The sequence below is a fragment of the Carboxydothermus hydrogenoformans Z-2901 genome (assembly GCF_000012865.1).
In the GTDB taxonomy this organism is placed as follows: Bacteria; Bacillota; Z-2901; order Carboxydothermales; family Carboxydothermaceae; genus Carboxydothermus; species Carboxydothermus hydrogenoformans.
Map to the genome: position 1 here is coordinate 2,227,789 of NC_007503.1, position 24,309 is coordinate 2,252,097.

Here is a 24,309-nt window from a genome sequence, read left to right on the forward strand (position 1 = left end):
GCTTAAAACGCTTCTTTATCCACCCAAAGAGAGAAATTTTCTAAGTTTTTGAGAAAATTTGCCGGTTGATTTGCTTCCCCTGCTAAAAGCCTTTTCACCGCTTCCTTCTTCCTGCTTCCAGTAGCATTGTAAACGATTCTTCGGCTTAATTATTTGCGAAACCTTTTAGTAAATTGACTTTAGTAAGAATTTTCAATACAATTAAACTATCAATTGCATACAATATTCTTAAAAAGGAGGGTTTTCATGTTAAAATTACAGAAGCTCCGTTTTCTGGCGACAGTCCTGGTCCTGGCTCTAATCTTTAGTTTTGTAAATCCAGGATTAGCCGCTATCTTTGCCAGCACGCCGAAAACGGTGGATTTACTGGAGGTCACCGACTTCCACGGTTATTTAAAGTACGACACAACTTTAAACGGCCAGCCTTTAGAGCAGAAAATCGCTGCAGTCTTAGCTAAAAAGCTAAAAGACATTAAAGCCTCAAACCCCAACACCGTCATTCTCTCCGGCGGTGATATGTTTCAGGGAACCCCCATTTCCAATGTCCTCAGGGGTAAGCCGGTAGTTGAGTTTATGAACAACGTCGGTTTTGACGCAATGACCCTGGGCAACCACGAGTTTGACTGGGGGTTAGACGCGGTAATTGATTACAACACCAACACCATTAAAGGGGCAAAATTCCCGCTTTTAGCCGCTAATATCGTTTACAAAGCTGATAATACGCGGCCTCCCTTTTTCAAGCCTTACACTATCATTGACAAAAACGGCATTAAAATAGGGGTCATCGGTCTTGTCTCTACCGACTTTCCCAACGTCATCATGCCCGCTTACATAGCACCCTTTAAAATCTTAGATCCAGTTACCACCGCCAACGCCTTAATTCCCGAGGTCAAAGCCGCCGGTGCTAACATAGTAGTGATCTTAGCCCACATGGGGGCGTTTGACTCCACCCTTACCAAAACCGATATCCCAGATAATGAGCTTATTAACCTTGCCAAAAACATTAACGGCGCCGATGTAATTTTTGGTGGCCATACCCATACCATTATCGCCGGCAAAGTAAACGGCATCCCGGTAGCTGTAGCCCAGAACAACGGTAAAGGCTTTGCCCGGGTAACCCTTACTTTAGATGAAAATAATAAAATAGTCGACAGCACCGTAAGTTTTGTAAGTATTGTCAATGACTACAACACCCAGACGCCGGTAATTGACCCGGAAGTAAATGCTATCGTGGAAGCCGCCAAGGCAGAAGTTGGCCCCATGTTTTCCGAGGTAATCGGTAGAGCAGCTTTTGACCTGACCCGTACCCAAAGTGCCAGCCCCTTCGGCGACTCGCTTTTGGGTAACTGGGCCGCCGACGTTACCCGGAAAAAAGTAGGGGCCCAGATTGGCTTTGCCAACAACGGTGGACTTAGAACAGACTTAAAAGCAGGCAACATTACCGTGGGGGATATCTTTACTTTAATGCCCTTTGACAACACTATCTATAAACTGCAAATGAAAGGTTCCACCATTAAAAAAGTTCTGGAACAAGCGGTCATGGATGGGGGCAAAGGTATTCAGGTAGCCGGACTTAAATTTGAATACCTGCCCACTCTTCCCAGCATGAGCCGGGTCACCAAGGTTACTCTGGAAGACGGCACACCCCTTGACGATAATGCTGTTTACACCGTCGCTACCAACAACTTTATGGCTACCGGCGGCGATAACTTCACCGCCTTTAAGGAAGCTGTTTCCGCCGAAGATACCTTTATCCTGGTCCGGGACGCTTTTATCGAGGACATCCGGAGTAAAGGTACCATTACCTCACAGATCGACAACCGGATTAAACCGGCAACCGATATTTATAAAATTTCCATTTTAGCTACCTCGGATTTGCACGGAAATATTTTCCCGCTGGATTACTACCAAAATATACCTTACGACCAGGGATTAGCCAAAGTTTATACTTATGTCAAACAAGTGCGGGCCCAGAATCCGGTAATTTTGGTGGACAACGGCGATACCATTCAGGGAACACCCTTAAACTACTATTTCAATATGATCGATACCGAATCGGAATATCCCATGATGAAAGCCATGGGCTATATGGGCTATGATGCCTGGACCCTGGGCAACCACGAGTTTAACTTTGGGCTCAACACCTTAAACCGCATTATTTTGGATGCCACCAATGAAGGAATAGCAGTCTTATCGGCCAATATCGTCTGGGCCAAAGACGGACGGACTTATGTCCGCCCTTATATCATTAAACCGGTTAACACCCCCTTTGGTACAGTAAAAGTGGGTATTCTTGGCCTTACCACCAAGACGATCCCCAGCTGGGAAAACCCGGCTAACTACAAAGGTCTTGAATTTAAAGACCCCATTGAAACCGCTAAGTACTGGATACCCAGGATGAAAGCCCAGGGAGCCGATTACATTATCGTCACCTTCCACTCCGGGGAAGAATCGGCTACCGATGTCATCCCGGAAAACCAAGTTAAAGCTCTGGCTACCAGCGTCGATGGCATCAACGCCATCGTTGCCGGTCACACCCACCGGAATATCGGCATGAATATTTACACCAGCCCCTCGGGTAACAGGGTAATTGTTACCCAGCCCGACCGCTGGGGTCGCTATGTTTCCCATATTGACCTTATTTTTGTTAAAGATAGCAACGGGAACTATAAATTTGCCGGCACCACTTCCAAAACCGTAAAGATGGACGCCAACTACCCTGCCGACCAGGAACTTTTAGCCGTAATGCAACCCTACCAGGATAAGGTATTAGCTTACACCGGCACCAAGATTGGGACTGCTGCCGGCGATTTCCTGGCTACCGGCATCACTACCCAGGATACGGCTTTAATGGACCTGGTAAATGAAGTGCAGCGGTATTATGCCAAGGCAGATCTTTCCATCGCCGCACCTCTTAGCACCACTGCTAAGATTTACAAAGGGGATATCACCATTCAAGATATCATGTCGCTCTATATCTATGAAAACTTCCTCTACGGTATCAAGATGACCGGAAAGCAATTAAAAGACTGGCTGGAATGGTCGGCCCGTTATTATAAACAAGTAACAAGTCCTACCGATCCGGTGGTAAAAGACCCGGTTTACAATATCCCGGACTACAATTTAGATATGCTCCATGGAGCAACTTATACCATCGACCTTACCGCTCCGGTGGGACAAAGAATTAAAAATCTTAAAGTTAACGGCAAGCTCGTCAAAGATACCGATGTCTTTAAAGTCGCCATCAACAACTACCGGTTTAACGGTGGTGGAGGATTTATGGCGGCAGCCGGTATCAGTAACACCGACCCCAGCATAGTTTATTTTGACTCGGCCAAGGAAATGGGTGACGACGGACAAATTAGAAGCTTAATCATTCGCTATATCCAGGAAAAAGGTACGATCGTCCCGAAAGTCGATAACAACTGGCGAATTTCTACCACACCGGTAGAACAGGAAAAAGATGTCGAAATTAAACCGACCCCTAACCCAGCACCGGCACCCCAGTACGCGGTGGTAATAAACTTAAGAGCATACGTCAAAGCCAATCCTTCTGCCTCTGCCCCTACCGTAGCGGTAGTTAGCGGCGGCAGCAGGTATCAAATCGTAGTTAAAGATGGTTCCTGGTACAAAGTAAAAGTAGGCTCCATCTTCGGCTACATTAACGCCAAAGATGTCCTGGTAACCACCCAGCCCGAGAAAATCGTGGTTTATAAAAAAGTAAAAGTAACCTCTAAATCCGGCGCCTATATCCGGGATAAAGCAGTAGACGGCAAAGTCATCGCCACCGTCCGTTACGGTACCACTTTGGAAGTTATAGGTTTTGCCGGAAACCGCTACAAAGTAAAATACGGTAACAAAACCGGCTACATCTGGGAAAAACTTGTAAGCTAAGCGCTTAAAGCATTAACGCCTCTGGTCAAGGCTAAGGCCAGAGGCGTTAATATAGCTATAGCTTATATTTCCCTATTTCCTGATTTAGTTCCTCTACTACCCTGCCCAATTCCGTTATATTCGCTCCCACTTCTTCCACCATAGCGGTGGTTTCCTCAACGAATGAAGACGTTTCCACCGCTGTGTTCGCTAAATGGGTAGCCATATTTTGCATTTGCCCGGTTCTCTCACTGATTATTTCCGCTCCATGCCTTAATTCTTTGGCTTTTTCCGAAAATTCCCGGTAGTTTTCGGCGGTTTGTCTGACCACTTCCCCGGCCTTGCTGGCGTCTTTGCCAACCTCCTGCAACTGCCGGTGTATGTTTAAAAGTTCCTCCTTTATCTCATTTGCCTTGTTTCTTGTACTGTCGGCCAGTTTCTTGACTTCCTGCGCCACCACCGCAAACCCCCTGCCGGCTTCTCCGGCTCTCGCCGCTTCAATGGCAGCGTTTAGCGATAGCAGGTTGGTTTGCTCGGCTATTTCGGTAATGAATTCGGCCACTTCCATTAAAGCGTTGCTGGTTTGAGCCGCTCTGTTCACCTTGGTTATGAGTTCTTCGATCCTCTTAACGGTTTCCTCGCTGGTTTGCCGCCCCTCTTCGGATTTTTTCTGAATATAGCCTGTTTCTTTAACCGCCTGATTGATTAATACCGCCAGATTCTCGGCGGTTTCTTTCAACTGTTCGGCAATGCTGGTTACGTTGTTAACCAGTTCCGCTTCCCGGATTACTCCGGTGTTGATTTGTTCCACCGCCCCCAGTATGCCTTCCATACTGCTGTTAAGTTTCTGGGTTTCCTGCTGCATTAACGATAATATGCTTTTATTTCTGCTAATCATGGTGTTGTAAGCCTTAACTAAATCGTCCAGTTCATCCCTGCCAAACATAGCTTTCCTTTGAAAAGCGTCAGCGGTTAAATCCCCTGAACTGATTACATCACAGTATTTGGTTAGCCGTTTAATAGGCTCAAACAAATCCTTGATAATTTGCCGGCTAAAAAAGATCAAAGCTCCCAGCATCGGAATAAACATGGCAACCATAAGCAGAAGTACGTTGTGAGTTGCTTTTTTGGCCGCACCGTGTAAAACTGCAAGGTTTCCGTGGCTACCAAACTGGTTAACGGCATTTACCAGCCCAAAAAAGATAACATACCCGAAAGCTATACCCACGAAGATGATGGCAAAGATACTGCCAAAGGCGATAAAATATTTTGTCTTTAAAGATAGATAGATATCACGAATGTTTGTAATCCGCGTCAACTTTTATACCTCCTTTAAGTCTTAAAATATTTTATTAAATTAGCAAAATAAAGGAACATTTTCACAAAAAAATTGAAAAAAAAATACTTTTCTGCTTAAAATTTTTCGACAAGAATTAAACTTCTCCTGCAATACTTTTTAAAATTTTCGTTTTAATTGAAAAATTAGTAACGTAATTGAGGCCTTTACCCATCCTACTTATACAAGGCGATAATTTTAGACACCTTCCCATCGCAGCTATCTTAAAACCGCTTTAAATTGTTAAGAAAATATGATAGGATTATACCAAAAGCATAAAAGGAGCGATCAAAAATGCCCGACGACCGTCTGGATGAAATTAAAATCCAGATAAATCAAATGTCTTCAATGTTAGCCGAACTTATTCATATGGTCGGCCGTACTAACGGTGCTGTTGAAGAACTACGAAGCGACATAAACGAAATGAGAAAAGAAATTAATGAATTAAGAGCTGAAGTGAACGAATTAAGAGCTGAAGTAAACGGATTAAAAGCTGAAACGAATGAATTAAGAGCTGAAATGAGCGAATTAAAAGCTGAAGTGAACGGATTAAGAACTGAAATGAATGAATTAAGAACTGAAATGAACGAGATGAAAAATAAAATTACTACTATGGAAGATAAAATCGCAGCTATGGAAAAAGATATTGCTGAAATCAAGGCCACCCTTCGCGAGCACACCGAAAAACTTGATTTTGCTATGTTTAAACTAATCAATCACGAAGAACAACTTTTTGCCATGAAGCGAACAAATTGGAAATAGGCCAGCTTGTGCATAAAATTCTTAATCCTAAGAAATTAAGGTTACCCGCACAAAAATCCCCGGCCTTTTAAGCCGAGGATTTTTACTGGTTATTAATCAATACCATTTTTCACTAAAATCGTTAAAACCGCTTACCGCCTCGTAAAAATACCAGTCAACGGTATACTTGCCATTATTGGGAGTTATATATTTTGCCGGTACCAAATTTTCGGCAGGCATTTGGTCAAGGTCCTCATACACCCTGAACCAAACATGAAAAGCTGGGATCCCCAAATAATTAGAAAACTTTTCGGTTAATGTTCGGGCCAAAATGCTCCAATCATTATTAAAATCTGCATTTACCTGATGATTTAGATAAATTTTTAAAAATTGCTGGTAATTAACAACAACGTCAATTCCGTAATGAACAGCGCCAGTATTCTCATCTACCCAGGTGCCATTTTCATACGTAACCCTGCCAAAATTTGTTGAACCAATTATTAAAGGATTTAAATAATCGTAATTCCCTTCATTTAAAGTTTTGACCAGCTCATCAATCCCTGCCTGAAAAGTTTCATCACTAAAGACTTCCGCTAACGGAGCATTGACCACAAAAGCGGTATTCATATTCTGCACAACCGTATTATAGGAAATAGCAAAATTCAGCCCTTCGCTTCCATTGAGCTTCATGTTGATTATGCCTATTACTTCGCCCTTCATATTGAAAAGTGGCCCGCCGCTATTGCCCGGGTTAACCGGAGCAGTGATTTGCAGGTAAGATTTGCCGTCTATTTCCCGATTATTGCTGCTAACTATGCCGCTTGCCATACTCCAGCTTAAACCCTGAGGATTACCAATGGTAAAGACTTGTTCCCCCACCTCGGGAAGTTTGGTAGTTAACGCCACCGGTTTTACATTTCGGGCATTGATTTTAATTATGGCCCAATCATTTTCCGGATCATATCTTTCTAAACTGACAACTTCATATTGGGTTCCATTGGCTAAGGTAACATAGGCTTGCTTTTCTCCTTTAATAACGTGATAGCAGGTTAAAATCCGTCCGTCGGAAGAAATAATAAAGCCGCTACCCAGGCCTGAACCGGTAGTGATCAAAACAGTACTATCCTTTAATTCTTTAAAAAGCTGGGTTAAAGTTTTAGGCTTAACCTGGATTTTTATGGATTTATAGGCTGCAGCTTTTTTGCTGTCGTAAACTTTTAGCTTAATTGTGAAATATGTATCACCGGTAACCTTAGGGGCTGTCCAGGTAACTTTTGCCGCCCTGGTACTGCTGAACTTTCCTTTATCCGAGCTGCTACCGCTTACCGTCCATTCATAATAAACTTTATCCTTATTTTTATCATAGGCTTTGGCAGACAAGGTGATGCTTTCTCCGGAAGTGACTACCGTTTTGCTGGCAGAAATAGTTAGTATTTGGGGCGGATAGTTTACTGTTTTAGCCAAAACTGGGCGATAATTAAAAAGAACCAGACTTAATAAAAAAACAACGATAAATTTTCCCAGGGATTTCATCTTTACCCTCTCTTTCTTTAAAATGCTTTTTTTCTTTATCATTCTCTAAAGTTAGAAAAATTCCTGCACCTTTTAAACAAAAAAGGCCAGGGACTTTTTTCAAGTTTAAAGATAAGTTTTAACGGCAATGTTCCTGCCAGTGTTAGTTTTGAAATTTTTTTCGATTATCTTTTTCACGTTTTCTTTATTTTTATCTAACCCATCTTCCTCGATGTTTACCAGAAGGTCAGCTTCCCAGATGATCTGAAAATCAAGTCCATCATTTTTTTCTGCGGTATGATGGCCCCCTATGATATAGCAAACCCTTTCAATAATGCTTTTATCTTCGTTATTTTTAACCATTATTTCCCTGGCAATTGGCGGCCCTTCTATTTCCTGGTATTTACCGGCAGAAGAATTGTATTTCTGTTCGGCAACAATAATGCCGATATCGTGAAGAATAGCAGTTATAGTAATGATTTTCTTTAAATCACCTTCAATATTTTCCCCTTCCATTATTCTTTCCGCATAATTAAGTACTTTTAGGGCGTGGTTAATACGCCTTGTATCATCCCCAAAATAGTTCTTCATCGCTTCAATATACTTTTCCTTGTACATATTATTTCATCCCCCTTTATCCCGGTCGTCCATACCGTAAAAATTACGCCATTGGGGTTGGCATTTATATACTTGTCCTCTCAATCTATATTTCTATAATAACCTTATCCGCCGCTATTGTACAGACAAAACTGCTTTTCCTTTTATCCTGCTGAGGATATCTAAACAATTAATCTTTTTAACTCATCAAAAGGCAAAAAATTAAAGGCTGTTAACCTTTTGCCAACAGCCTCCGTTTTAATCTCATTTTTTAATCTTTGCCAATCGCAAATACCTTCCCAGGCAATTTACACTCTAAGGTTGGTTTAAGATGAAAAATTTCTCATTACTATAAATTAAAAGGTCAACCGGAACTTTAACGTTGGGGCCATACACTTAATACGCAAATACAAGTTTTAAATCAACGATAAGATCGTCAAAAATGGATACTCTGATTACATCATCATCCGTATATATCTCTGGTCTGCCATACCTTTTGTTGGCTTGCAAAGTAAATACACTTATAATTTTGCTGTCAGGCTCTACTATCCAATATTCTTTTACACCAAATTTTTCATATAAATTAAATTTTTCTACTTCATCTTTTCTTGCGGTAGATGGAGATACAATCTCTACAATTAAATCAGGAGCTCCTTTGCATCCCTCAACATCAAGTTTTGCTTCATCACATACCACCACTATATCAGGCTCAACAACAGTTTTTATATCTTCATCATTTTTTTCATTACTGGAAGGAAGCCTAACACCAAAAGGTGCATGATAGACCTTGCACGGCTTATCTTTAAGATAATTGTAAAACTGATTAAAGATCGCTCCCGAAATTTCCTGGTGAATTCTTGACGGCGGTGCCAGCAAATAAACCTGTCCATCAATTAATTCAATTCTTTCCTCTTCCGGCCAGGTCAAATAATCAACATACGTATATATTTTATCTTTTTTGGGTAATGGCATATTGCCGCCTCCTGTTCCAAGCTTTTACCCCACCAGCATCAGTATATCCTGTGATACTATTATATAGTTAATGTTAATTTTTTACAATATGTACCTTTCGCTTGGCCACAGTCGCACAAAAAACCCCAGCTTTGCTGCCGGGGATCAATTAACGTGAGCAGTAACACTTTTTAATTTTATTTTTGAATTTTCATTAAAACAAAGTTTTTTATTCTCTCGGCACTTTTAATAGCATTTTCAGCATCAAATTCCTCTCTTTCCAAATAAAAAGGATAGCGAGCCTGTACTCCATAATCTATTAATTCGATACAATCATCTTCTATCTTAGAAAATTCAGGGTCATAAAATCTGTCCCCCGTTTAAAGCAATAAATCCTTTTAAATATTTTTCTGCACTCTGCTGGCAATGATAACAAATAATATTACTTGGTTTAGGGTTCATATTCATTAAGTATTTTGCTACATTTAAATCACTATCTGCAAAATTAAACCATTCGAAGGCAATATCCCAATTATCCATAAATTTTAATGCCTTCCCGAGCAATTTTATACTCTAAGGTTGATTTAAGTTGTGAACGCTTTAAAAATTCCTCATTACTATAAATTAAAAGGTCAACCGGAACTTTAACTGTTGGGGCCATTAATTTTCTAACTTTTTTTAAATATTCCCTTTTATTATTAATCGAATCCTTAGTAATGATACAAACATCAACGTCACTTTCCGAATTAGGTGTACCATAGGCATGTGATCCAAAGATATAAACCCTTTCTACATCGGCAACTGACTTTGCAGCTTCAATAATTTTTTTAATTTCACCACTTATTTCTATAACCATTTATTATCACCACTTCATTATCTTTCTTTAATACTATTATATCTTTAGTGTAAATTTTTTACAATATATTTTATCTCATGTTGTGATTATCATTGGAGAATGCCACAAGATGTCTTTATGCTTATAAAAACTTGAGCTGATATTGTTTCAAAAAATAAACGGTAGGAGACAGCCCGTTCTAAAAGCCCCGGGTAATTCCAGGACTTTCTGTATTTTCCGACAATGTCTTGACACGTGTATATATACGTATTATAATTTACTCAGGAACAACTTATTAGAAAATAAATCTTATAACGCTGTTGATATATAAATTTCCAGGGAGAAGTTAAATGAAGGCATATTCATCAAGGGAAATAATAGAAATACTTAAAAATGATGGTTGGTTTCTCTATGAAGTTCGGGGAGACCACCATCAATTTAAGCATCCTGTAAAGAAAGGAAAAGTTACGGTGCCTCATCCCAAGAAAAATATACCAATAAAAACAGTAAAAAGCATACTAAAACAAGCAGGTATCGAAATTGAATAGTTCACTAATATCTTCTTTCAAAAATCTTAACGGAGGTTTTTATTTATGTATAAGGACTTATATGTGTTCCCTGCCATTTTTGACTATGCCGAAGATGGTATTTCCGTTGAATTCCCTGACCTTCCCGGATGTTTAACCTGTGGTGATAACACGGAAGAAGCTTTAAAAAATGCTAAAGAAGCTCTTGAACTTCATCTGTATGGTATGGAAAAAGACAATGAGCCAATTCCTGAACCAACACCTATAGACAAAATTAAAATTGAACCCAATCAAGTTCTCGTATTGGTAGAAGCCTGGATGCCATTAGTTCGCAGTGAAATGGATAATAAAGCGGTTAAAAAAACATTAACTTTACCAAAGTGGTTAAACGACCTAGCTGAAAAAAAGAAAATTAATTTTTCTCGTGTTCTCCAGCAGGCTTTGAAGGAACAATTAGGTATAAAAGAACGGGAAATATAACTTTAATTTTAATTTAACTATCTTGTTTATAATTCATTAACCTAAAGTCGATTTCTCATTGCTTTTATTTGTTTTATTCGTTTTTTTAAAGATTCTTTTTAAAAACTTAATCAGACCGGTAAATCCTTCTATAGTTGCTTTTATCCTTTCAAAAACAATTACGAAAACTACTGCGAAAAATAATACTTTGGTTATATAAAATGAAATTGGATCCATCCAAATCACCTTTGACAGAGGTAAAATTTCCATCCCATACTGTTTCAATTAACCGCCATCCTCCAGGGTCAGGGCCTTAAAATGATAGAAACCTCCCGTGATGCAAAAAAACCTGGGCAGCAAGAACCTTTATTTTGTTTTTTCTGTATGTACAAATTTATGCCAATGGCCAGGCAGTAGAAAAACTCCCTGGCCAAAAAAAGTGAGCAAAATTTGCGTTCACTTAATTTGAGCTAAATGTGGTCAATTAACGTGAGTAGTAACATTTTAATTTAAATGACATTTCTAGCTATTTTAAAATCTTTTCAATATTCATTTTTGCATAAAGGATTCTATGGATTTCTACTTCATCTTCAGTGACCACATAGAACACCAAATAGTTTTTTACCGTAATTATACATTATTAGCATCTACCTTATCAGCAAGTCTTGACCTTAAATCCGAAAACACTTCATCATGCGAAAACCGCTTAGTAGTCGTTTTTGCTTCCAACTCTGCTTCCTTAAGTTTGAAATAGATTTCACTTTCAAATAGGATGAAATCGGAAACCGGTCTAATGTGTGGCATGTAACCACCCTCTTTTATAATTTATCATGACTTTATCATAATATTGTCTCCAAGAACTCTCTTAACTCTATCGGAATAGCTACAATTTTCTTCCTTACGACCCGCTATTTTAGCTTTTCCAATAAACACCAGAGCTTTGCCCAGAGCATACCCACCGTTGAAGCAGGTTTTTTTATCCCAATAATAACCATCCTCTTTTGAGAACCAAACTTCCTGGAAACTACCGTAAGTTTGAACCAGCCACCATTATTTAAAAGAAATTTTAAAAGCACTTTTTCTTTTTCCGATAAATCTTTTACTTTTCTTTGCAAATTTTTGCTACTGGTCAGAAAAGAGATAATTTGGCGTTTATTGAAAAAATCCTACCAGAGCTAAAAACTTATCCACAAGTAGAAGCCTAAGCCAGGCTTTTAGTTTGATTTGCCAGCTCGAAAAATTGCAGTGGCCTTATATAAGGATCATGTTCCTTGGGCCAGAGGTTTGCCTCCCAGCATTGGGATTAAGCTTTTACACCCTTTTAAAGTTTTCATCCAGCATAAATTTTGTAGTAAAATTAAAAAAATAAGATATAATATAAGTAGAAGAGATTTTACCTCAAATATGACAAAACCCGGATCCCTTTGAAAGTAAGCAATAATGTCCAGATAACTTTCTAAGTATATAAGGGATTGGTATAGGTTTTATCCAAATATGTCACCAATATCTACAAGTTTCGAGATTATTTTAGAGAAATATGCGTGAATCTAAGATTATCTTTTTTTTGAGGAGGTCGCATAAATAAAATGTATAGTATAAAAAAAGTAACAGAAAAAAGTACAAAAAACCCCCGGAAATGGTTTGGGTTCCTAAATGAAGAAAAACAATTCAACAAACAGAAATGGTCGCGACGTAGAATATTTATAAATAAAAGGATTAAAGCTGGCAGAATTAGCGGGATAAGTGAGCGTGACATTAGTGCCTATTTTGAAACACGTAATTTAGAAAAATTGGCTTCGTTAAGAAAATATACCCGCCAAGAAATTCGCGACTTTTTGGACGCTGATAAATTAACACCAGAAATTGCCCGTAAGATTAAACGTTTGCTCAATGAATAAAAAGCCCAAAGTTTTTTTAGATGCATGTTGCTGGATAGCAGCAGCCATTTCTCCTGATGGCGGGTCAGCGAAAATTTTAAAACTTGCTAAAGCGGGTTACATCCAAATTGTAGTTACTAAGGAAATTCTAATTGAAGCTCATAGAAACATAAAAGAAGATAAAAAAAATGGGAAAAAAGCCTTAACGCGTTTTTATTGTGAACTTCAAACAACAAAAATAATTACAGTGGACGAGCCTACTAATGAAGAAAAAGATTGTTGGAGAAGTTTAGTTGCAGAAAAAGACTGTCATGTACTTGCAGGTGCTTATAAAGCAAATGCGGATTTTTTGGTTTCTTTAGATAAAAAACATATACTCACCGAGAAGGTAAAAAAAGAATTTCCAATACCTGTTATGGATACCAAAGAATTTTTAACAGAAATACTTTCAAACTTTTAATAATGTTTTAAAAAATTGGGATAAAACGACTTGCTTAAAATAGCAGGCCTTTTTTTATGAGAAAGATAACAGACAAAAGCGCTTTCGGTAAAATATAAAATGGCGCGAGATTTTAACTGAAATTTTACTTGTTTCAAGCGCATTGCTCAAATTTCTTTTGTTAAAACCCCGGGATTTAAGCCGTGGTGTTTATGGTAAAATAAAAGTGCAGAGTTTGGTAAGATAAAAATACAGAGTTAGGAATAGTAAAAAAACCATTGCCAGCAGTCCCAAATTATGGCCTACTAAAATAATTTGCAATTTTTTGCTGATTACAGCTGCCTTCTATACTAATTTATTTTGAAAAATAGATGCCAGATTAATTTGCAAGTTCACACTAATCCCGTAACAAGTGAAACAACCATTCTCAAAAACGATATTGATTCTTGCTCATTAAATTCTTTACTAAGTCTCTTCACCCTTCCTTTTATGTTATCCCAATAAAATCTTTCATAACTCATTCCTCGCACCTCCTATGCCAAAGTCTCAAAAACTTTTTCCAAAAGTAGCTTTGAAAGTTCTCGAATGTCAATAGCGGATTTAAATTGACCCATTTTCAGCGGTTTTAAATTGACCCACCCTGGCTTTTTTTAAAATTAAGCTTTGATATGTGGATTACCGTAGAGACCGGTTTTTAACCTGTCTTTTAGGCGGTAGCTGTTGCCTCTTATGTTGATTATATGGGCATGGTGTAATAGCCTATCCAACACTGCAGTGGCAAGCACCGGGTCTCCCATGAGCTCCCCCCATTCCCCAAAGCCTTTGTTGCTGGTGAGGATAATGCTCCCCTTTTCATACCGGGCACTTATTAGCTGGAAAAAGAGGTTTGAGCCAAGGCCATCTAAAGGGAGATAGCCCACTTCGTCGATAACAAGGAGCTTGGGCCTAAGGTAGATCCTCATTCGCCTTTCCAACCGGCTTTCTTTGTGGGCTGTTTTTAGGTCTTCAATTAGCCTGGAAAGGCTCGTAAAGTAGACTGATATGCCCTGGGATAGGGCTTCTATAGCAAGGGCTACGGCAAGGTGCGTCTTCCCTACTCCAGGCGGCCCAAGGAATATTACGTTTTCTGCCCGGTGGACAAAGGCCATTGTGGCAAGCTCTTTTATCAGTTTTTCATCGATACTGGGCTGGAAGGTAAAGTCAAATTCCTTCAGGGTCTTTTTATACGGAAGCCGGGCAAGTTTTGACCTTACCTCGACATTTCGCCTTTGCCTTTCGGCAAGTTCAGTTTCAAGCAGATCATTAAGAAATCAAGATACGTGCTGTTTTCCCGCTGGGCCCTTTCAAGGAGGGCGTCAAGAAAAGCCACTGCGCTTAAAAGCCCAAGTTCTTCAAGGTGGGACCGAGCTTTTTCAAGGTCTATCATACTGTGCCCACCTCCAGGAGGCTTTCGTAAACCCCCAGAGGACGCTTCTCAACTTCCAGGGAAGATAACTTGATCGCCCTCGGCCTGGGATAAAACATGCCCTCGGCTTCTTTTAGACCCTTATACTGGTCTTTGAGGAAAACGGTGCTCCTTGAGCGGTAATGCTTTTCGTGGGTTGCTATCACCTTCCCATCATAGAGGATTTCGATTTTACCGTTTTTGTCCCTTACAACCACCTCTTTTCCGCTATACTGCCAGGGAACACCGTATCTTACGCCGTCAAAACTCAAAAAGCCGTCTTTGTGGACTTTCCTTGCTTCTTCCAGGAATTTTTGGTATTTATCAAGGGCAGGCAGGGGTTTGAGGTTTTCCTTCTTCAGGCGGTCAATAGGCCTTTCCCCGGTAGTGCCGTGTATTCTCCTGTTTTTCTTTTCGCACCACACTATTGCCTGGCGGTTTAAATCACCGTAGTCTACGAACTTCCTACCCGGCAGGAAGTTGTTTTTGACAAAATCTATGCCGCTTTCTACCTTGCCTTTTGTTTGGGGGCGCCGTGCCCTGCACACTTTAGGAATAAATCCAAGGGTCGCCGCAAGGTCTTCAAAGGTAGGGTTCCATATGGGCTTTTTGTTCTCACCGGTGCCCAGTATTACGGTTTTCATTCTATCGGTAAGAACTATGTCGGTTACTCCGCCGAAGTATTCAAACCCGTGGATCAAGCAGCGGATGAAGGTATGGACGTCGCAGCGGTTTGTGAATTCCACGTATATGGCTCTGGAGTAGCCAAGCACCATGACGAAGACGTAAAGCTTACGTATTTCACCGGTTTCCTCGTCAATGTAGGTGTATTCGCCCCAGTCGACCTGGGCTTGCTGGCCGGGCTTGGTTTCATAGCGGCATACGGCAGGGACCTGTTTTGGAGGTCTAAATTGTCTTACATAGTCCCTTAAAATAGTGCGACCTCCGGTGTAGCCTTCTTCCTTGATTCTTTCGTAAATGACTTCGCAATTGAATATCCCCAGATTCATGAGCTCTTGAATAGTATCTTTGTATGGGTCAAGCTTTGAACCTCTTTTGGGATGGGGCTTCCTTTCAGGAATGCCCTCTGCTCTGAGGTATTTTCTTACCGTATTTCTGGAATGGCCTGTTTCTCGTGCGATTGCACGAATACTCTTGCCTCTTGCTTGTAATTCATGTAACATGATAATTGATCCACTCCCTATCTCAATATTTTTTGATTAACTAAATTAAGCTCTTAAAATCTTATTTTTTCGCTGAATTTCAGCTATTTCAATGTTGTTTTTTGTAAAGGATTTTTGAGACAAAACAAGACCACCTACGACAACTTGCGAATCAAGTTGCCTCACAAACGCTTCACTTATGCCCTCGACTACCCTATCATGTCTCTCGAGGTCCTACGCCCTCATTACATTCCTTCGTTCTGCCTTAGAGGGTAAGGCGGGGAGCTTTTTTACTAGCATGCAGGGTCTTGCCCCTATGGGAGTGTTAGAGCTTCCCCACCTTACCGGCCAACTCATTTTTAGGCTGCTAACTGGTTTATTTGCATAATGCGGTATTCCCCAAGGACTTTCTGGGGATCGTAATTTTCTCTCTTCTTGGCAAGGGCAAACATCACCCTTACCAGTTTGACTGAAATCGCAATCAATGCCTGCTTAGCTTTCAATGGATTTTTGGGCCTTTTTAGGAAATAGTTGTATAGTGCCTTGAATTCCTTGTTTTTGGCTACTAGCGTTAGGCTTGCTTTGTAGAGAAGATTCCTCAGCTCAGGACGGCCCCTCTTGGAGATCTTGGCCTTCCCTTTGTGTTTTCCCGATTGGTTTTCGGCTATATTAAGCCCTGCTAGTTTTTGTATCTGCTTAAAGTGGGTGTAGTTGGCTAAGTCACCTACATCCGCTAGAAATCCAGCTACGGTTATTACTCCTATGCCAGGAATGCTGAGGAGGTATTCTGCTATGTCTATTTTTTTGAGCAATTCTTCCATTGTTTTTTCAATCGTTTCGAGCTGACCTTTTAAAAATTCTATTTCGTCAAGGTATGAGTGAAGGCGAATATATGCCCCTTTTAACCCTTCTTTTACCCCTACTGACTTTTGTGCTGCTTCGATGAGTTTCTCGGCTCTTTTTATGCCCACTCTTTTATTGGCGGCTCTCTTCAGGTTTTCTGCCAGCTCTTCTTTGGTGTAGTTTAAGATCATGCTCGGAAACGGACAGTGCCGCAATACCCATAAAGCCGCCTTGCCTAAGAGGTTCTTGAATACTTCTTCAAATTCAGGAAAGTATTCATCTATGATAGAAACTAGTTTGTTTTTAGCGCTGTTAAGCTTACTTATTAACTGCTTTCTTGCGACCGAAAGGTTTCTTAAGTCTGCGTAAATCCCTTCGGGTAAGAGGCAGTTTAGAAACTTACCCTCTTTTACGAGTTTGGCAATTATTAATGCGTCCTTTCGGTCGTTTTTGGTAGGGCTGTTGTCTTCCTCTTCTTTCCTTTTCTTCACGTGGAACGGGTTCACCAGGACTACCCGGTATCCCTGTTGCTTCAAAAACCATGTGAGGGGCTTCCAGTAATGGCCGCTGGGTTCAAGGCCTATTATTACCCTTTCTGCTTTTGTTTTTTCTTTGGCTTCGAGTATTTTAGAGACTATACGAAAGTAGCCATCTTTGCTATTATTAAACTTGAAAGGTTTTACTGGTTCGAGTCCGATGTGGTTTATGATCCTTGCATAGTGGTTCTTTTTGGCAACATCGATCCCGACGAAAATTATGTCGGAACCATGAACTAAAAGGAGTTTCTCGATTTTGTTCATGCCTATCGCCCTCCTGGTTAAGTGGTTTTGTGTTCCAATTATTCTTTTACCAGGAGGGTTTTGTTTTTGCAAAGGCTATTTTAATTTATTACAGGAATGCTAGCATTTATTTCCCTCCGATCCTTTGCAGTGGTATCAGAGGGATATTTCGCCAGAGGGTGGGTCATTTACTTTTCGTTGCTCCTGGGTCAATTATATACCGGCGGTGACATTATTAATCTAAAGAAAGCAATCGCTGTTTTTTTAAAGATCTTGCTAGGATTTTTTTATTAGTGGTAACCTTATTTTTTATTTTTTTCGAACTTTATAATTTTAACTATCAATTTGATTATTCATTTCATGTATTCATTTCATCGCACAAATATAGCCAAATCGTTAATCGCCGCTCGAATTACTTCCAAACAAATTCTACAGGTATCAATGTCTGGATGTTCTTGTCGGCTAAGCTGCTCCCGAGGATGAATTAGGTTTCGATATTCCCTGAGAATATGAGTAAAATCTTTAGCATCCCGTTGAATCCATCCACATTCATGCGCGACGTTGATTAAGTTGCTAAGCGTCCAGTCGTTAAAATGCTTAACTTTCCCCGATTTATCTTTCGGAGCACCTGAAGCTTTATTTGCTTCATGAGGATACTTATGCACAAAAGCATAAAGCAATCCTTCAAGTATACTTCCCATTAGTATTATGGCAGCTAAGGAAGCTCCATTTTTAATACAAATAATTGCTTCTTCCCAGCGTTTTTCAAGAATCTCACCGAGATTTTCATCTCCCGTAAGTTGCTTGAAATCAGGTAGTACAATTTCCTCTGTAGTCACAATAGTTGGAGTAGGAACAATAGGAGCTATTTCCCTTATTTGCGGCTTAACCCCTTCTAGATAAACCTCTAATCCTTCTACACATAGAATCTTGTTAAGCTTCCCTATTACTTCTTTAACTAATTCTGGATTTTGAGGATATTCACGGGGATCTGCTAATCTTTTTATAACTTTTTGTATATTTGCAGGGTTTAAGTTATAATCCTTTAGCCTTTCGAGGGTCCACCATTTGCGGGTACTACCGTCATGAGCAGGACAGTTTAAGCCAGCCCGGCGAAAAAAATCCGGAAGTTCCCAGCCTTTCCTGTACCACTCCGTTGAGTCACCACAAATTAACTCAGCAAGTGCTTCCAGAGTTTTTTCATCAAGTGGTTTCAACGTCTTATCCACTTGAGGTCCCCCCAATCCCTATTTCCCTCGGCCTGAGCCATTTTGTATTCCTGTAACCACCTTCAATTTTTTATAATTTTTTCTACAAAATTTTTTCGACTCCTTGTTCTGTTTTGCCAAATTTTGTCGATAAAATTTTACATAATTCGACTTTTTTATCTAAAAAATGGCCTATCTTTTAAGAACTTGAGCTGGTATTACTACCAAAAAATAAACTTTCTTAATTTAAGCCCAAGATTTATTTTATCTTAGTTAACCGCGTAGATTTAAAAAAAATTAAACCCATAACTACTGATCCGACAATGTCTTGACACGTGTATATATACGTATTATAGTTTACTCAGGATCAACTTATTAGAAAACAGAGGTTGTTATTTATGTATAAAGACTTATATGTGTTTCCTGCCATCTTTGACTATGCCGAAGATGGTATTTCCGTTGAATTCCCTGACCTTCCTGGATGTTTAACCTGTGGTGATAATACGGAAGAAGCTTTAAAAAATGCTAAAGAAGCTCTTGAACTTCATCTGTATGGTATGGAAAAAGACAATGAGCCAATTCCTGAACCAACACCTATAGACAAAATTAAGATTGAATCCAATCAAGTTCTCGTATTGGTAGAAGCCTGGATGCCATTAGTTCGCAGTGAAATGGATAATAAAGCGGTTAAAAAAACATTAACTATACCAAAGTGGTTAAACGACCTAGCTGAAAAAAAGAAAATTAATTTTTCTCGTGTTCTCCAGCAGGCTTTGAAGGAACAATTAGGTATAAAAGAACGGGAAATATAACTTTAATTTTAATTTAACTATCTCATGCCAGGCAGTTAGGCCAATGCCAAGGAAATTTTCTATAAAATTAGCAAATGGTAACGGCAATAAATTCGAAAAGTTTAGCGCAAAAACATTAAACCACTTGGTTTTAAAAAAAACCAAGTGGCTTTTTACACGGATACCATTGATAGCTCAGGATATTGACTCCATAATTTCCCATCCAACAACCCGCCATTTTTTCTCTTTCGCGTTCCGTATAAAATTATGCCAATGGCCAGGCAGTAGCAAACTCCCTGGCCAAAGAAAGTGAGCAAAATTTGCGTTCGCTTAATTTGAGCTAAATGTGGTCAATTAACGTGAGTAGTAACATTTTAATTTAAATGACATTTCTAGCTATTTTAAAATCTTTTCAATATTCATTTTTGCATAAAGGATTCTATGGATTTCTACTTCATCTTAAGTGACCACATAGAACACCAAATAGTTTTTTTACCGTAATTATACATTATTAGCATCTACCTTATCAGCAAGTCTTGACCTTAAATCAGAAAATACTTCATCATGCGAAAACCGCTTATTAGTCGTCTTTGCTTCCAACTCTGCTTCCTTCAGTTTGAAATAGATTTCACTTTCAAATAGTTTGCGTTCATAAGCTTCCATGCTCATTACAACCATATCACCGTAACCATTTTTGGTCAAAAACACCGGTTCTCCTGTTTCATGGACAATCCTTGATATCTCGGCAAAATTATTTCTTAAATCCGAAACCGGTCTAATGTGTGGCATATAACCACCCCTTTCTTGATTTATCATAATTTTATCGTAATTATGATATTTAATCAAGAACGATGCTTCAAACTTTGTGATTATCTTGTGAAAATTCCACAAGTCATGGGTTTTCAATATCTGTCCCCCGTTTAACTGCACTCTGCTGGCAATGATAACAAATAATATTACTTGGTTTAGGGTTCATATTCATTAAGTATTTTGCTACATTAAAATCGCTATCTGCAAAATTAAACCATTCGAAGGCAATATCCCAATTATCCATAAATTTTGATACCTTCCCGGGCAATTTTATACTCTAAGGTTGATTTAAGTTGCGAACGCTTTAAAAATTCCTCATTACTATAAATTAAAAGGTCAACCGGAACTTTAACATTTTGGCGCATCCACTTAATACGCAAACACAGGTTTTAAATCAACGATAAGATCGTCAAAAATGGATACTCTGATTACATCATCATCCGTATATATCTCTGGTCTGCCATACCTTTTGTTGGCTTGCAAAGTAAATACACTTATAATTTTGCTGTCAGGCTCTACTATCCAATATTCTTTTACACCAAATTTTTCATATAAATTAAATTTTTCTACTTTATCTTTTCTTGCGGTAGATGGAGATACAATCTCTACAATTAAATCAGGAGCTCCTTTGCATCCCTCAGCATCAAGTTTTGCTTCATCACATACCACCACTATATCAGGCTCAACAACAGTTTTTATATCTTCATCATTTTTTTCATTACTGGAAGGAAGCCTAACACCAAAAGGTGCATGATAGACCTTGCATGGCTTATCTTTAAGGTAATTGTAAAACTGATTAAAGATCGCTCCCGAAATTTCCTGGTGAATTCTTGACGGCGGTGCCAGCAAATAAACCTGTCCATCAATTAATTCAATTCTTTCCTCTTCCGGCCAGGTCAAATAATCAACATACGTATATATTTTATCTTTTTTGGGTAATGGCATATTGCCGCCTCCTGTTCCAAGCTTTTACCCCACCAGCATCAGTATATCCTGTGATACTATTATATAGTTAATGTTAATTTTTTACAATATGTACCTTTTGCTTTGCCACAGTCGCACAAAAAAACCCAGCTTTACAGCCGGGGCGCTTCCTATCCCTTAATTTTGCGGCCAGTTTTCACTAAAATCATTAAAACCAATTTCTCATTGCTTTTATCTGTTTTATTTTTTCTTTTTACAAATTCTTTTTAAAAACTTAACCATCCCGGTAAATCCTTCTATAGTTGCTTTTATCCTTTCAAAAACAATTACGAAAACTATTGCAAAAAACAGTACTTTGGTTATATAAAAGGAAATTGGGTCCATCCATATCACCTTCGACCGAGGGAAAATTTCCACCTCATACTGTTTCAATTAAACGCTATCCTCAAAGGTTAGGGATTTTTATTATAATTATTTATCTAATCCTTCAAGGTATTTTACAGCAAATCCACCATAAGTTTCGCCAAAAATATAAACATATGGTTCAGGTATTTTGTAATGGTAAAGCAAATCAGGTTTTAAGTAATAGTCATAAATTACACCCTGAGACTGGTCATCCCAAGTTGTGTCTAACGCCAGCCACTGGCCATCAATATACACTTCATTCCACTCATGCCCGCCACCAGCTATACCAACAACAGTTCTTGTAGGTATACCAACAGCTCTAGCAAGTGCAGCAAAAAGATAGCTGTAATGACGGCATACTCCTTTCTTTGTCAATAACACTTGAACCGAATTCTTTTCATTCTCCATAGTTAAATTATCTTCATCGCTATTATACTCAACAGTATTCACCACAAAATCATGTAATGCTTTTACTTTATCTTTTAAATCGCTTAAGCCACTGGTAATTTTGTTGGCTGTATCAATTATTAAAGGGTCATCCGAATTAACTAACCCTGAAAGCATTATGTATGATTTGTCTTTAATTCCATAAACCGCAAATTTTATTACTTTAACACCTGACATGCCATTTTTATTAAAACCTAAATAATAAATGCCGCTTCCATGGTTGAAATAAAGTTTTATCTCACCATCAGCCAAATCATTCTTCCCAATAAGTTGAATAATACCTGCTTCAATACCATTGGGCAACATATAATATTGTTATTTAGCAAATTATCTTCTCTCAAATCCCCAGAAATTTTTCAAAATAAAACAGCGGCTTAACCTTTTTAGACCACAAATATTTTGCTATAATTTTTGCAAAATATTTGGGGTGATTTATTTTGATGATTTTTTATGATTTTGGCTTATCTGTCCGGGAATATGCCCGGCGGGGCAAAAAGAATGATTTTCCCGATGTTGACATTTGCCCACATTGTAAAGGGCATATTAGACTGTTACGGCATGGGTTTTATTTTAGATACGCCGTCACTAATAATAACGTTTTTTCCATCCCTATTTGCCGTTTAAGATGTCCTTCCTGTGGTAAAACCGTCTCAATTATCCCTTCTTTCTTACTTCCGTACTTTCAGCATACTGTGGCTACTATTTTGATAAAACTTAAACATTACTTCCTTTATCGAAAAGTCATAGGTTATCGTCAGTTATTGGAGTTTTTTAATCAAAGGTTTAGGAAAAATCTAACCCGTATCGAGATGTTTTTCCGAGATGTCGGCTTTAGGGGCGTTTTTCCTTTTAACCCAAAAGAAAAAGCCATAAAGTTGGTGGAAATGCTCCTGGCTTTGGGCAAAACTCCCCTCCTGAAAAGGGGCATCGGACATTTCCCACTTAACTTTATGGCAAGTTAATTCTATCATTTTTTCTCCCTCCTGAAAACTATTTTTTGCTTCCACAAACCTTTTGCGTGGTATTCTTTTTCCTCCCAGGTTAAAATGGTCTCATGGATGGTTAACCGGTTAGCCTCCTTCTAAAAGGAGGGTTTTTATGGATGAAAAAGTGCGTGAAAAGGTGGCTCTTTTCCGTTATGGCCTTCTGGCTCCTGTTCTAAATGGCCAGGTGTCTAATCAGCAGGAGTATTTTGCCCAAATTTGCTCTAAGGTTCATGAGGTGCCTTTTTATGGCCCTAAAGAATTTACTCCTAAAACTCTGGCCGGCTGGCTTCTTTCTTACCGCCGGTTTGGTTTTGATGGCCTTAAGCCTAAAATTCGTTCGGATCGGGGAAAACATCGAGTGCTTTCCCGGGAGCAGGAAGAGTATTTAATAGCTTTACGAAAAGAGCTCAGGGATTTGCCTGCTTCCGTTTTTTATGAACGCTTAGTGGATAGGGGTGAGATTTTACCTAAGGATGTTTCCTATGCTACGGTTTATAGGCTACTGAAAAAGTATGGTTTGGTCGGTAATGAGTCCCCCAAATCCCCTGAACGCAAAAGGTTTTCTTATGATACGGTTAATGTTCTCTGGCAGGGAGATATGTCTGTTGGTCCGTATATTGTGCAAAATGGCAAAAAGCTAAAGACTTTTCTTTTTGCTTTTATTGATGATTGCTCAAGATTGGTTCCTTTTGCCCAGTTTTTCTTTTCAGAAAAGTTTGAGTCTCTACGAACTGTGTTCAAGGAAGCGTTAATTCGCCGGGGTATCCCTAAGATGGTTTATGTAGATAACGGCAAAATTTATCGCTCCGATACTTTCCAAATTGCTTGTGCCAGTCTTGGTATTATCCTGACCCATACCCAGCCTTATGATGCTCCCAGTAAGGGAAAAATAGAACGGTTCTTTGGTACGGTTAAGACCCGCTTTTTCCCTTTGCTGAAAGAAAAACCGGCATCTTCTTTAGAGGAGCTAAACCGCCGCTTCTGGCAGTGGTTAGAGGAAGATTACCACCGAAAAGTCCATGCCTCTCTGGGTATGACTCCTTTAGATGTTTATTTATCTCAGGTAAGTCAGGTGCGGATGATTGATGACCCCGCTTCCCTTGACCCGCTGTTTTTGAAAAGGGAAATGCGTAAGGTGAAACATGATGGCACTATTTCCGTTAATAATAAGCTGTATGAAGTACCACCCCGGTTTATTGGCCAAAAAATTGAAGTCCGTTTTGATGAAGATGTGGTTTATGTTTATGAAAATGGCATAGCTGTAGATAAAGCTATCCCGGTTAATTTCGCTGATAATGCCAAGGTAAAACGCCATCGCTCGCTTTCTTTTCAGGCTATGCTGGCGGGAAAGGAGGAGTAATC

The 24,309-nt window shown here is 39.2% G+C and carries 26 protein-coding genes and 2 pseudogenes; 9 read left to right on the forward strand and 19 right to left on the reverse strand.

The features are described 5' to 3' along the window. Positions 1-246: 246 nt before the first annotated feature. Positions 247-3,894 (forward strand): 5'-nucleotidase C-terminal domain-containing protein, encoded by a 3,648-nt coding sequence (locus tag CHY_RS11560; RefSeq protein ID WP_011345355.1) that lies wholly within the window; start codon positions 247-249, stop codon positions 3,892-3,894. A gap of 55 nt (positions 3,895-3,949) precedes the next feature. On the opposite strand, the gene CHY_RS11565 is transcribed toward CHY_RS11560, so the two are convergent. Beyond that, positions 3,950-5,191, reverse strand: coding sequence for a methyl-accepting chemotaxis protein (locus CHY_RS11565; protein ID WP_011345356.1), 1,242 nt, complete (start codon positions 5,189-5,191; stop codon positions 3,950-3,952). Positions 5,192-5,503: 312 nt separating this feature from the next. Between CHY_RS11565 and CHY_RS11570 the strand changes: the two genes are divergently transcribed. After that, positions 5,504-5,971 carry a hypothetical protein gene (locus CHY_RS11570; RefSeq protein WP_011345357.1) on the forward strand — a complete coding sequence of 156 codons (468 nt, stop codon included), beginning with the start codon at positions 5,504-5,506 and terminating at the stop codon, positions 5,969-5,971. 96 nt (positions 5,972-6,067) lie between these two features. Here the strand turns inward: CHY_RS11570 and CHY_RS12885 are convergent, their stop codons facing one another. From CHY_RS12885 to CHY_RS11595, 6 genes are all read right to left on the reverse strand, one after another. Then, on the reverse strand, positions 6,068-7,483 hold the full coding sequence (locus CHY_RS12885; protein ID WP_011345358.1) for a S1C family serine protease: 1,416 nt from the start codon (positions 7,481-7,483) through the stop codon (positions 6,068-6,070). A 105-nt stretch (positions 7,484-7,588) separates the two neighbouring features. Further along, positions 7,589-8,080 carry an HD domain-containing protein gene (locus tag CHY_RS11580; protein WP_011345359.1) on the reverse strand — a complete coding sequence of 164 codons (492 nt, stop codon included), beginning with the start codon at positions 8,078-8,080 and terminating at the stop codon, positions 7,589-7,591. 375 nt (positions 8,081-8,455) lie between these two features. Next, positions 8,456-9,031: a Uma2 family endonuclease gene (locus CHY_RS11585; RefSeq protein ID WP_011345360.1), complete on the reverse strand. Its 576-nt coding sequence runs from the start codon at positions 9,029-9,031 to the stop codon at positions 8,456-8,458. A 176-nt stretch (positions 9,032-9,207) separates the two neighbouring features. Next, a complete protein-coding gene (locus tag CHY_RS13595; RefSeq protein ID WP_420827302.1) occupies positions 9,208-9,354 on the reverse strand; it encodes a HEPN domain-containing protein in 147 nt (48 codons plus the stop codon). 16 nt (positions 9,355-9,370) lie between these two features. After that, on the reverse strand, positions 9,371-9,550 hold the full coding sequence (locus tag CHY_RS13505; RefSeq protein WP_011345361.1) for a HEPN domain-containing protein: 180 nt from the start codon (positions 9,548-9,550) through the stop codon (positions 9,371-9,373). Further along, entirely contained in the window at positions 9,543-9,866 is a 324-nt protein-coding gene (locus CHY_RS11595) for a nucleotidyltransferase domain-containing protein (RefSeq protein ID WP_011345362.1), read from the reverse strand. The genes CHY_RS13505 and CHY_RS11595 overlap by 8 nt, the downstream gene beginning before the upstream one ends. Positions 9,867-10,195: 329 nt before the next feature. Here CHY_RS11595 and CHY_RS11600 point away from each other — a divergent pair, with 329 nt between their 5' ends. Next, on the forward strand, positions 10,196-10,393 hold the full coding sequence (locus CHY_RS11600; protein ID WP_011345363.1) for a type II toxin-antitoxin system HicA family toxin: 198 nt from the start codon (positions 10,196-10,198) through the stop codon (positions 10,391-10,393). Positions 10,394-10,438: 45 nt separating this feature from the next. Next, positions 10,439-10,852, forward strand: a complete 414-nt coding sequence (locus CHY_RS11605; RefSeq protein WP_011345364.1) for a type II toxin-antitoxin system HicB family antitoxin — start codon at positions 10,439-10,441, stop codon at positions 10,850-10,852. A gap of 36 nt (positions 10,853-10,888) precedes the next feature. Here CHY_RS11605 and CHY_RS11610 read toward each other — a convergent pair whose 3' ends face one another. The 3 genes from CHY_RS11610 to CHY_RS11620 form a co-directional block, all read right to left on the reverse strand. Next, positions 10,889-11,116: a hypothetical protein gene (locus CHY_RS11610; RefSeq protein WP_011345365.1), complete on the reverse strand. Its 228-nt coding sequence runs from the start codon at positions 11,114-11,116 to the stop codon at positions 10,889-10,891. A gap of 345 nt (positions 11,117-11,461) precedes the next feature. Next, positions 11,462-11,635: a hypothetical protein gene (locus CHY_RS13325; protein WP_193332844.1), complete on the reverse strand. Its 174-nt coding sequence runs from the start codon at positions 11,633-11,635 to the stop codon at positions 11,462-11,464. 104 nt (positions 11,636-11,739) lie between these two features. Continuing rightward, positions 11,740-11,946: a hypothetical protein gene (locus CHY_RS11620; protein ID WP_011345366.1), complete on the reverse strand. Its 207-nt coding sequence runs from the start codon at positions 11,944-11,946 to the stop codon at positions 11,740-11,742. A gap of 471 nt (positions 11,947-12,417) precedes the next feature. Between CHY_RS11620 and CHY_RS12895 the strand changes: the two genes are divergently transcribed. Both CHY_RS12895 and CHY_RS11630 read left to right on the forward strand, forming a co-directional pair. Further along, positions 12,418-12,729: a hypothetical protein gene (locus CHY_RS12895; RefSeq protein ID WP_011345369.1), complete on the forward strand. Its 312-nt coding sequence runs from the start codon at positions 12,418-12,420 to the stop codon at positions 12,727-12,729. Then, entirely contained in the window at positions 12,722-13,168 is a 447-nt protein-coding gene (locus CHY_RS11630) for a putative toxin-antitoxin system toxin component, PIN family (RefSeq protein WP_041537768.1), read from the forward strand. The genes CHY_RS12895 and CHY_RS11630 overlap by 8 nt, the downstream gene beginning before the upstream one ends. 635 nt (positions 13,169-13,803) lie before the next feature. Here CHY_RS11630 and istB read toward each other — a convergent pair. From istB to CHY_RS11650, 4 genes and pseudogenes are all read right to left on the reverse strand, one after another. Next, positions 13,804-14,573: pseudogene (gene istB / locus CHY_RS11635) on the reverse strand (IS21-like element ISChy4 family helper ATPase IstB). Then, positions 14,570-15,775 (reverse strand): IS21-like element ISChy4 family transposase, encoded by a 1,206-nt coding sequence (istA, locus tag CHY_RS11640; RefSeq protein WP_011345373.1) that lies wholly within the window; start codon positions 15,773-15,775, stop codon positions 14,570-14,572. Before istA ends, istB begins: the two are co-directional and overlap by 4 nt. Before the next feature lie 338 nt (positions 15,776-16,113). Beyond that, positions 16,114-17,397, reverse strand: a complete 1,284-nt coding sequence (locus CHY_RS11645; RefSeq protein ID WP_011345374.1) for an IS110-like element ISChy2 family transposase — start codon at positions 17,395-17,397, stop codon at positions 16,114-16,116. 350 nt (positions 17,398-17,747) lie between these two features. Then, a complete protein-coding gene (locus tag CHY_RS11650) occupies positions 17,748-18,605 on the reverse strand; it encodes a hypothetical protein (RefSeq protein WP_011345375.1) in 858 nt (285 codons plus the stop codon). A 377-nt stretch (positions 18,606-18,982) separates the two neighbouring features. On the opposite strand from CHY_RS11650, the gene CHY_RS11655 reads away from it, so the two are divergent. After that, the gene (locus CHY_RS11655; protein WP_011345376.1) at positions 18,983-19,396 is read left to right on the forward strand and encodes a type II toxin-antitoxin system HicB family antitoxin; all 414 of its coding nucleotides are present in this window, start codon (positions 18,983-18,985) and stop codon (positions 19,394-19,396) included. 480 nt (positions 19,397-19,876) lie between these two features. On the opposite strand, the gene CHY_RS11660 is transcribed toward CHY_RS11655, so the two are convergent. From CHY_RS11660 to CHY_RS11675, 4 genes are all read right to left on the reverse strand, one after another. Then, positions 19,877-20,164, reverse strand: a complete 288-nt coding sequence (locus CHY_RS11660; RefSeq protein WP_041538056.1) for a type II toxin-antitoxin system Phd/YefM family antitoxin — start codon at positions 20,162-20,164, stop codon at positions 19,877-19,879. A 103-nt stretch (positions 20,165-20,267) separates the two neighbouring features. Next, the gene (locus CHY_RS13330; protein ID WP_193332846.1) at positions 20,268-20,429 is read right to left on the reverse strand and encodes a hypothetical protein; all 162 of its coding nucleotides are present in this window, start codon (positions 20,427-20,429) and stop codon (positions 20,268-20,270) included. A 125-nt stretch (positions 20,430-20,554) separates the two neighbouring features. Beyond that, positions 20,555-21,130 carry a Uma2 family endonuclease gene (locus CHY_RS11670; RefSeq protein WP_011345380.1) on the reverse strand — a complete coding sequence of 192 codons (576 nt, stop codon included), beginning with the start codon at positions 21,128-21,130 and terminating at the stop codon, positions 20,555-20,557. A gap of 450 nt (positions 21,131-21,580) precedes the next feature. Continuing rightward, positions 21,581-22,213, reverse strand: a complete 633-nt coding sequence (locus tag CHY_RS11675) for a transglutaminase domain-containing protein (RefSeq protein ID WP_011345382.1) — start codon at positions 22,211-22,213, stop codon at positions 21,581-21,583. 188 nt (positions 22,214-22,401) lie between these two features. On the opposite strand from CHY_RS11675, the pseudogene CHY_RS13600 reads away from it, so the two are divergent. Next, a pseudogene (locus CHY_RS13600) lies at positions 22,402-22,653 on the forward strand (DUF6431 domain-containing protein); the annotation flags it as partial. Positions 22,654-22,755: 102 nt separating this feature from the next. Here the strand turns inward: CHY_RS13600 and CHY_RS13255 are convergent. Then, on the reverse strand, positions 22,756-22,932 hold the full coding sequence (locus CHY_RS13255; protein WP_162485102.1) for a hypothetical protein: 177 nt from the start codon (positions 22,930-22,932) through the stop codon (positions 22,756-22,758). A gap of 127 nt (positions 22,933-23,059) precedes the next feature. On the opposite strand from CHY_RS13255, the gene CHY_RS11685 reads away from it, so the two are divergent. Then, positions 23,060-24,307 carry an IS481-like element ISChy6 family transposase gene (locus tag CHY_RS11685; RefSeq protein WP_011345384.1) on the forward strand — a complete coding sequence of 416 codons (1,248 nt, stop codon included), beginning with the start codon at positions 23,060-23,062 and terminating at the stop codon, positions 24,305-24,307. Positions 24,308-24,309: the final 2 nt, after the last annotated feature.

Bases quoted from the DNA above. Each gene is read 5' to 3' on its own strand.
- CHY_RS11570 (WP_011345357.1), top strand. From the start codon at position 5,504: ATGCCCGACGACCGTCTGGATGAAATTAAAATCCAGATAAATCAAATG.
- CHY_RS11660 (WP_041538056.1), bottom strand. From the start codon at position 20,164: ATGCCACACATTAGACCGGTTTCGGATTTAAGAAATAATTTTGCCGAG.
- istA (WP_011345373.1), bottom strand. From the start codon at position 15,775: ATGTTACATGAATTACAAGCAAGAGGCAAGAGTATTCGTGCAATCGCA.
- CHY_RS11605 (WP_011345364.1), top strand. From the start codon at position 10,439: ATGTATAAGGACTTATATGTGTTCCCTGCCATTTTTGACTATGCCGAA.
- CHY_RS13255 (WP_162485102.1), bottom strand. From the start codon at position 22,932: ATGATAGAATTAACTTGCCATAAAGTTAAGTGGGAAATGTCCGATGCC.
- CHY_RS11595 (WP_011345362.1), bottom strand. From the start codon at position 9,866: ATGGTTATAGAAATAAGTGGTGAAATTAAAAAAATTATTGAAGCTGCA.
- CHY_RS13505 (WP_011345361.1), bottom strand. From the start codon at position 9,550: ATGGATAATTGGGATATTGCCTTCGAATGGTTTAATTTTGCAGATAGT.
- CHY_RS11560 (WP_011345355.1), top strand. From the start codon at position 247: ATGTTAAAATTACAGAAGCTCCGTTTTCTGGCGACAGTCCTGGTCCTG.
- CHY_RS11630 (WP_041537768.1), top strand. From the start codon at position 12,722: ATGAATAAAAAGCCCAAAGTTTTTTTAGATGCATGTTGCTGGATAGCA.
- CHY_RS12885 (WP_011345358.1), bottom strand. From the start codon at position 7,483: ATGAAATCCCTGGGAAAATTTATCGTTGTTTTTTTATTAAGTCTGGTT.
- CHY_RS11580 (WP_011345359.1), bottom strand. From the start codon at position 8,080: ATGTACAAGGAAAAGTATATTGAAGCGATGAAGAACTATTTTGGGGAT.
- CHY_RS11600 (WP_011345363.1), top strand. From the start codon at position 10,196: ATGAAGGCATATTCATCAAGGGAAATAATAGAAATACTTAAAAATGAT.
- CHY_RS11655 (WP_011345376.1), top strand. From the start codon at position 18,983: ATGTATAAAGACTTATATGTGTTTCCTGCCATCTTTGACTATGCCGAA.
- CHY_RS12895 (WP_011345369.1), top strand. From the start codon at position 12,418: ATGTATAGTATAAAAAAAGTAACAGAAAAAAGTACAAAAAACCCCCGG.
- CHY_RS11670 (WP_011345380.1), bottom strand. From the start codon at position 21,130: ATGCCATTACCCAAAAAAGATAAAATATATACGTATGTTGATTATTTG.
- CHY_RS13330 (WP_193332846.1), bottom strand. From the start codon at position 20,429: ATGGATAATTGGGATATTGCCTTCGAATGGTTTAATTTTGCAGATAGC.
- CHY_RS13325 (WP_193332844.1), bottom strand. From the start codon at position 11,635: ATGCCACACATTAGACCGGTTTCCGATTTCATCCTATTTGAAAGTGAA.
- CHY_RS11685 (WP_011345384.1), top strand. From the start codon at position 23,060: ATGGATGAAAAAGTGCGTGAAAAGGTGGCTCTTTTCCGTTATGGCCTT.
- CHY_RS11585 (WP_011345360.1), bottom strand. From the start codon at position 9,031: ATGCCATTACCCAAAAAAGATAAAATATATACGTATGTTGATTATTTG.
- CHY_RS11645 (WP_011345374.1), bottom strand. From the start codon at position 17,397: ATGAACAAAATCGAGAAACTCCTTTTAGTTCATGGTTCCGACATAATT.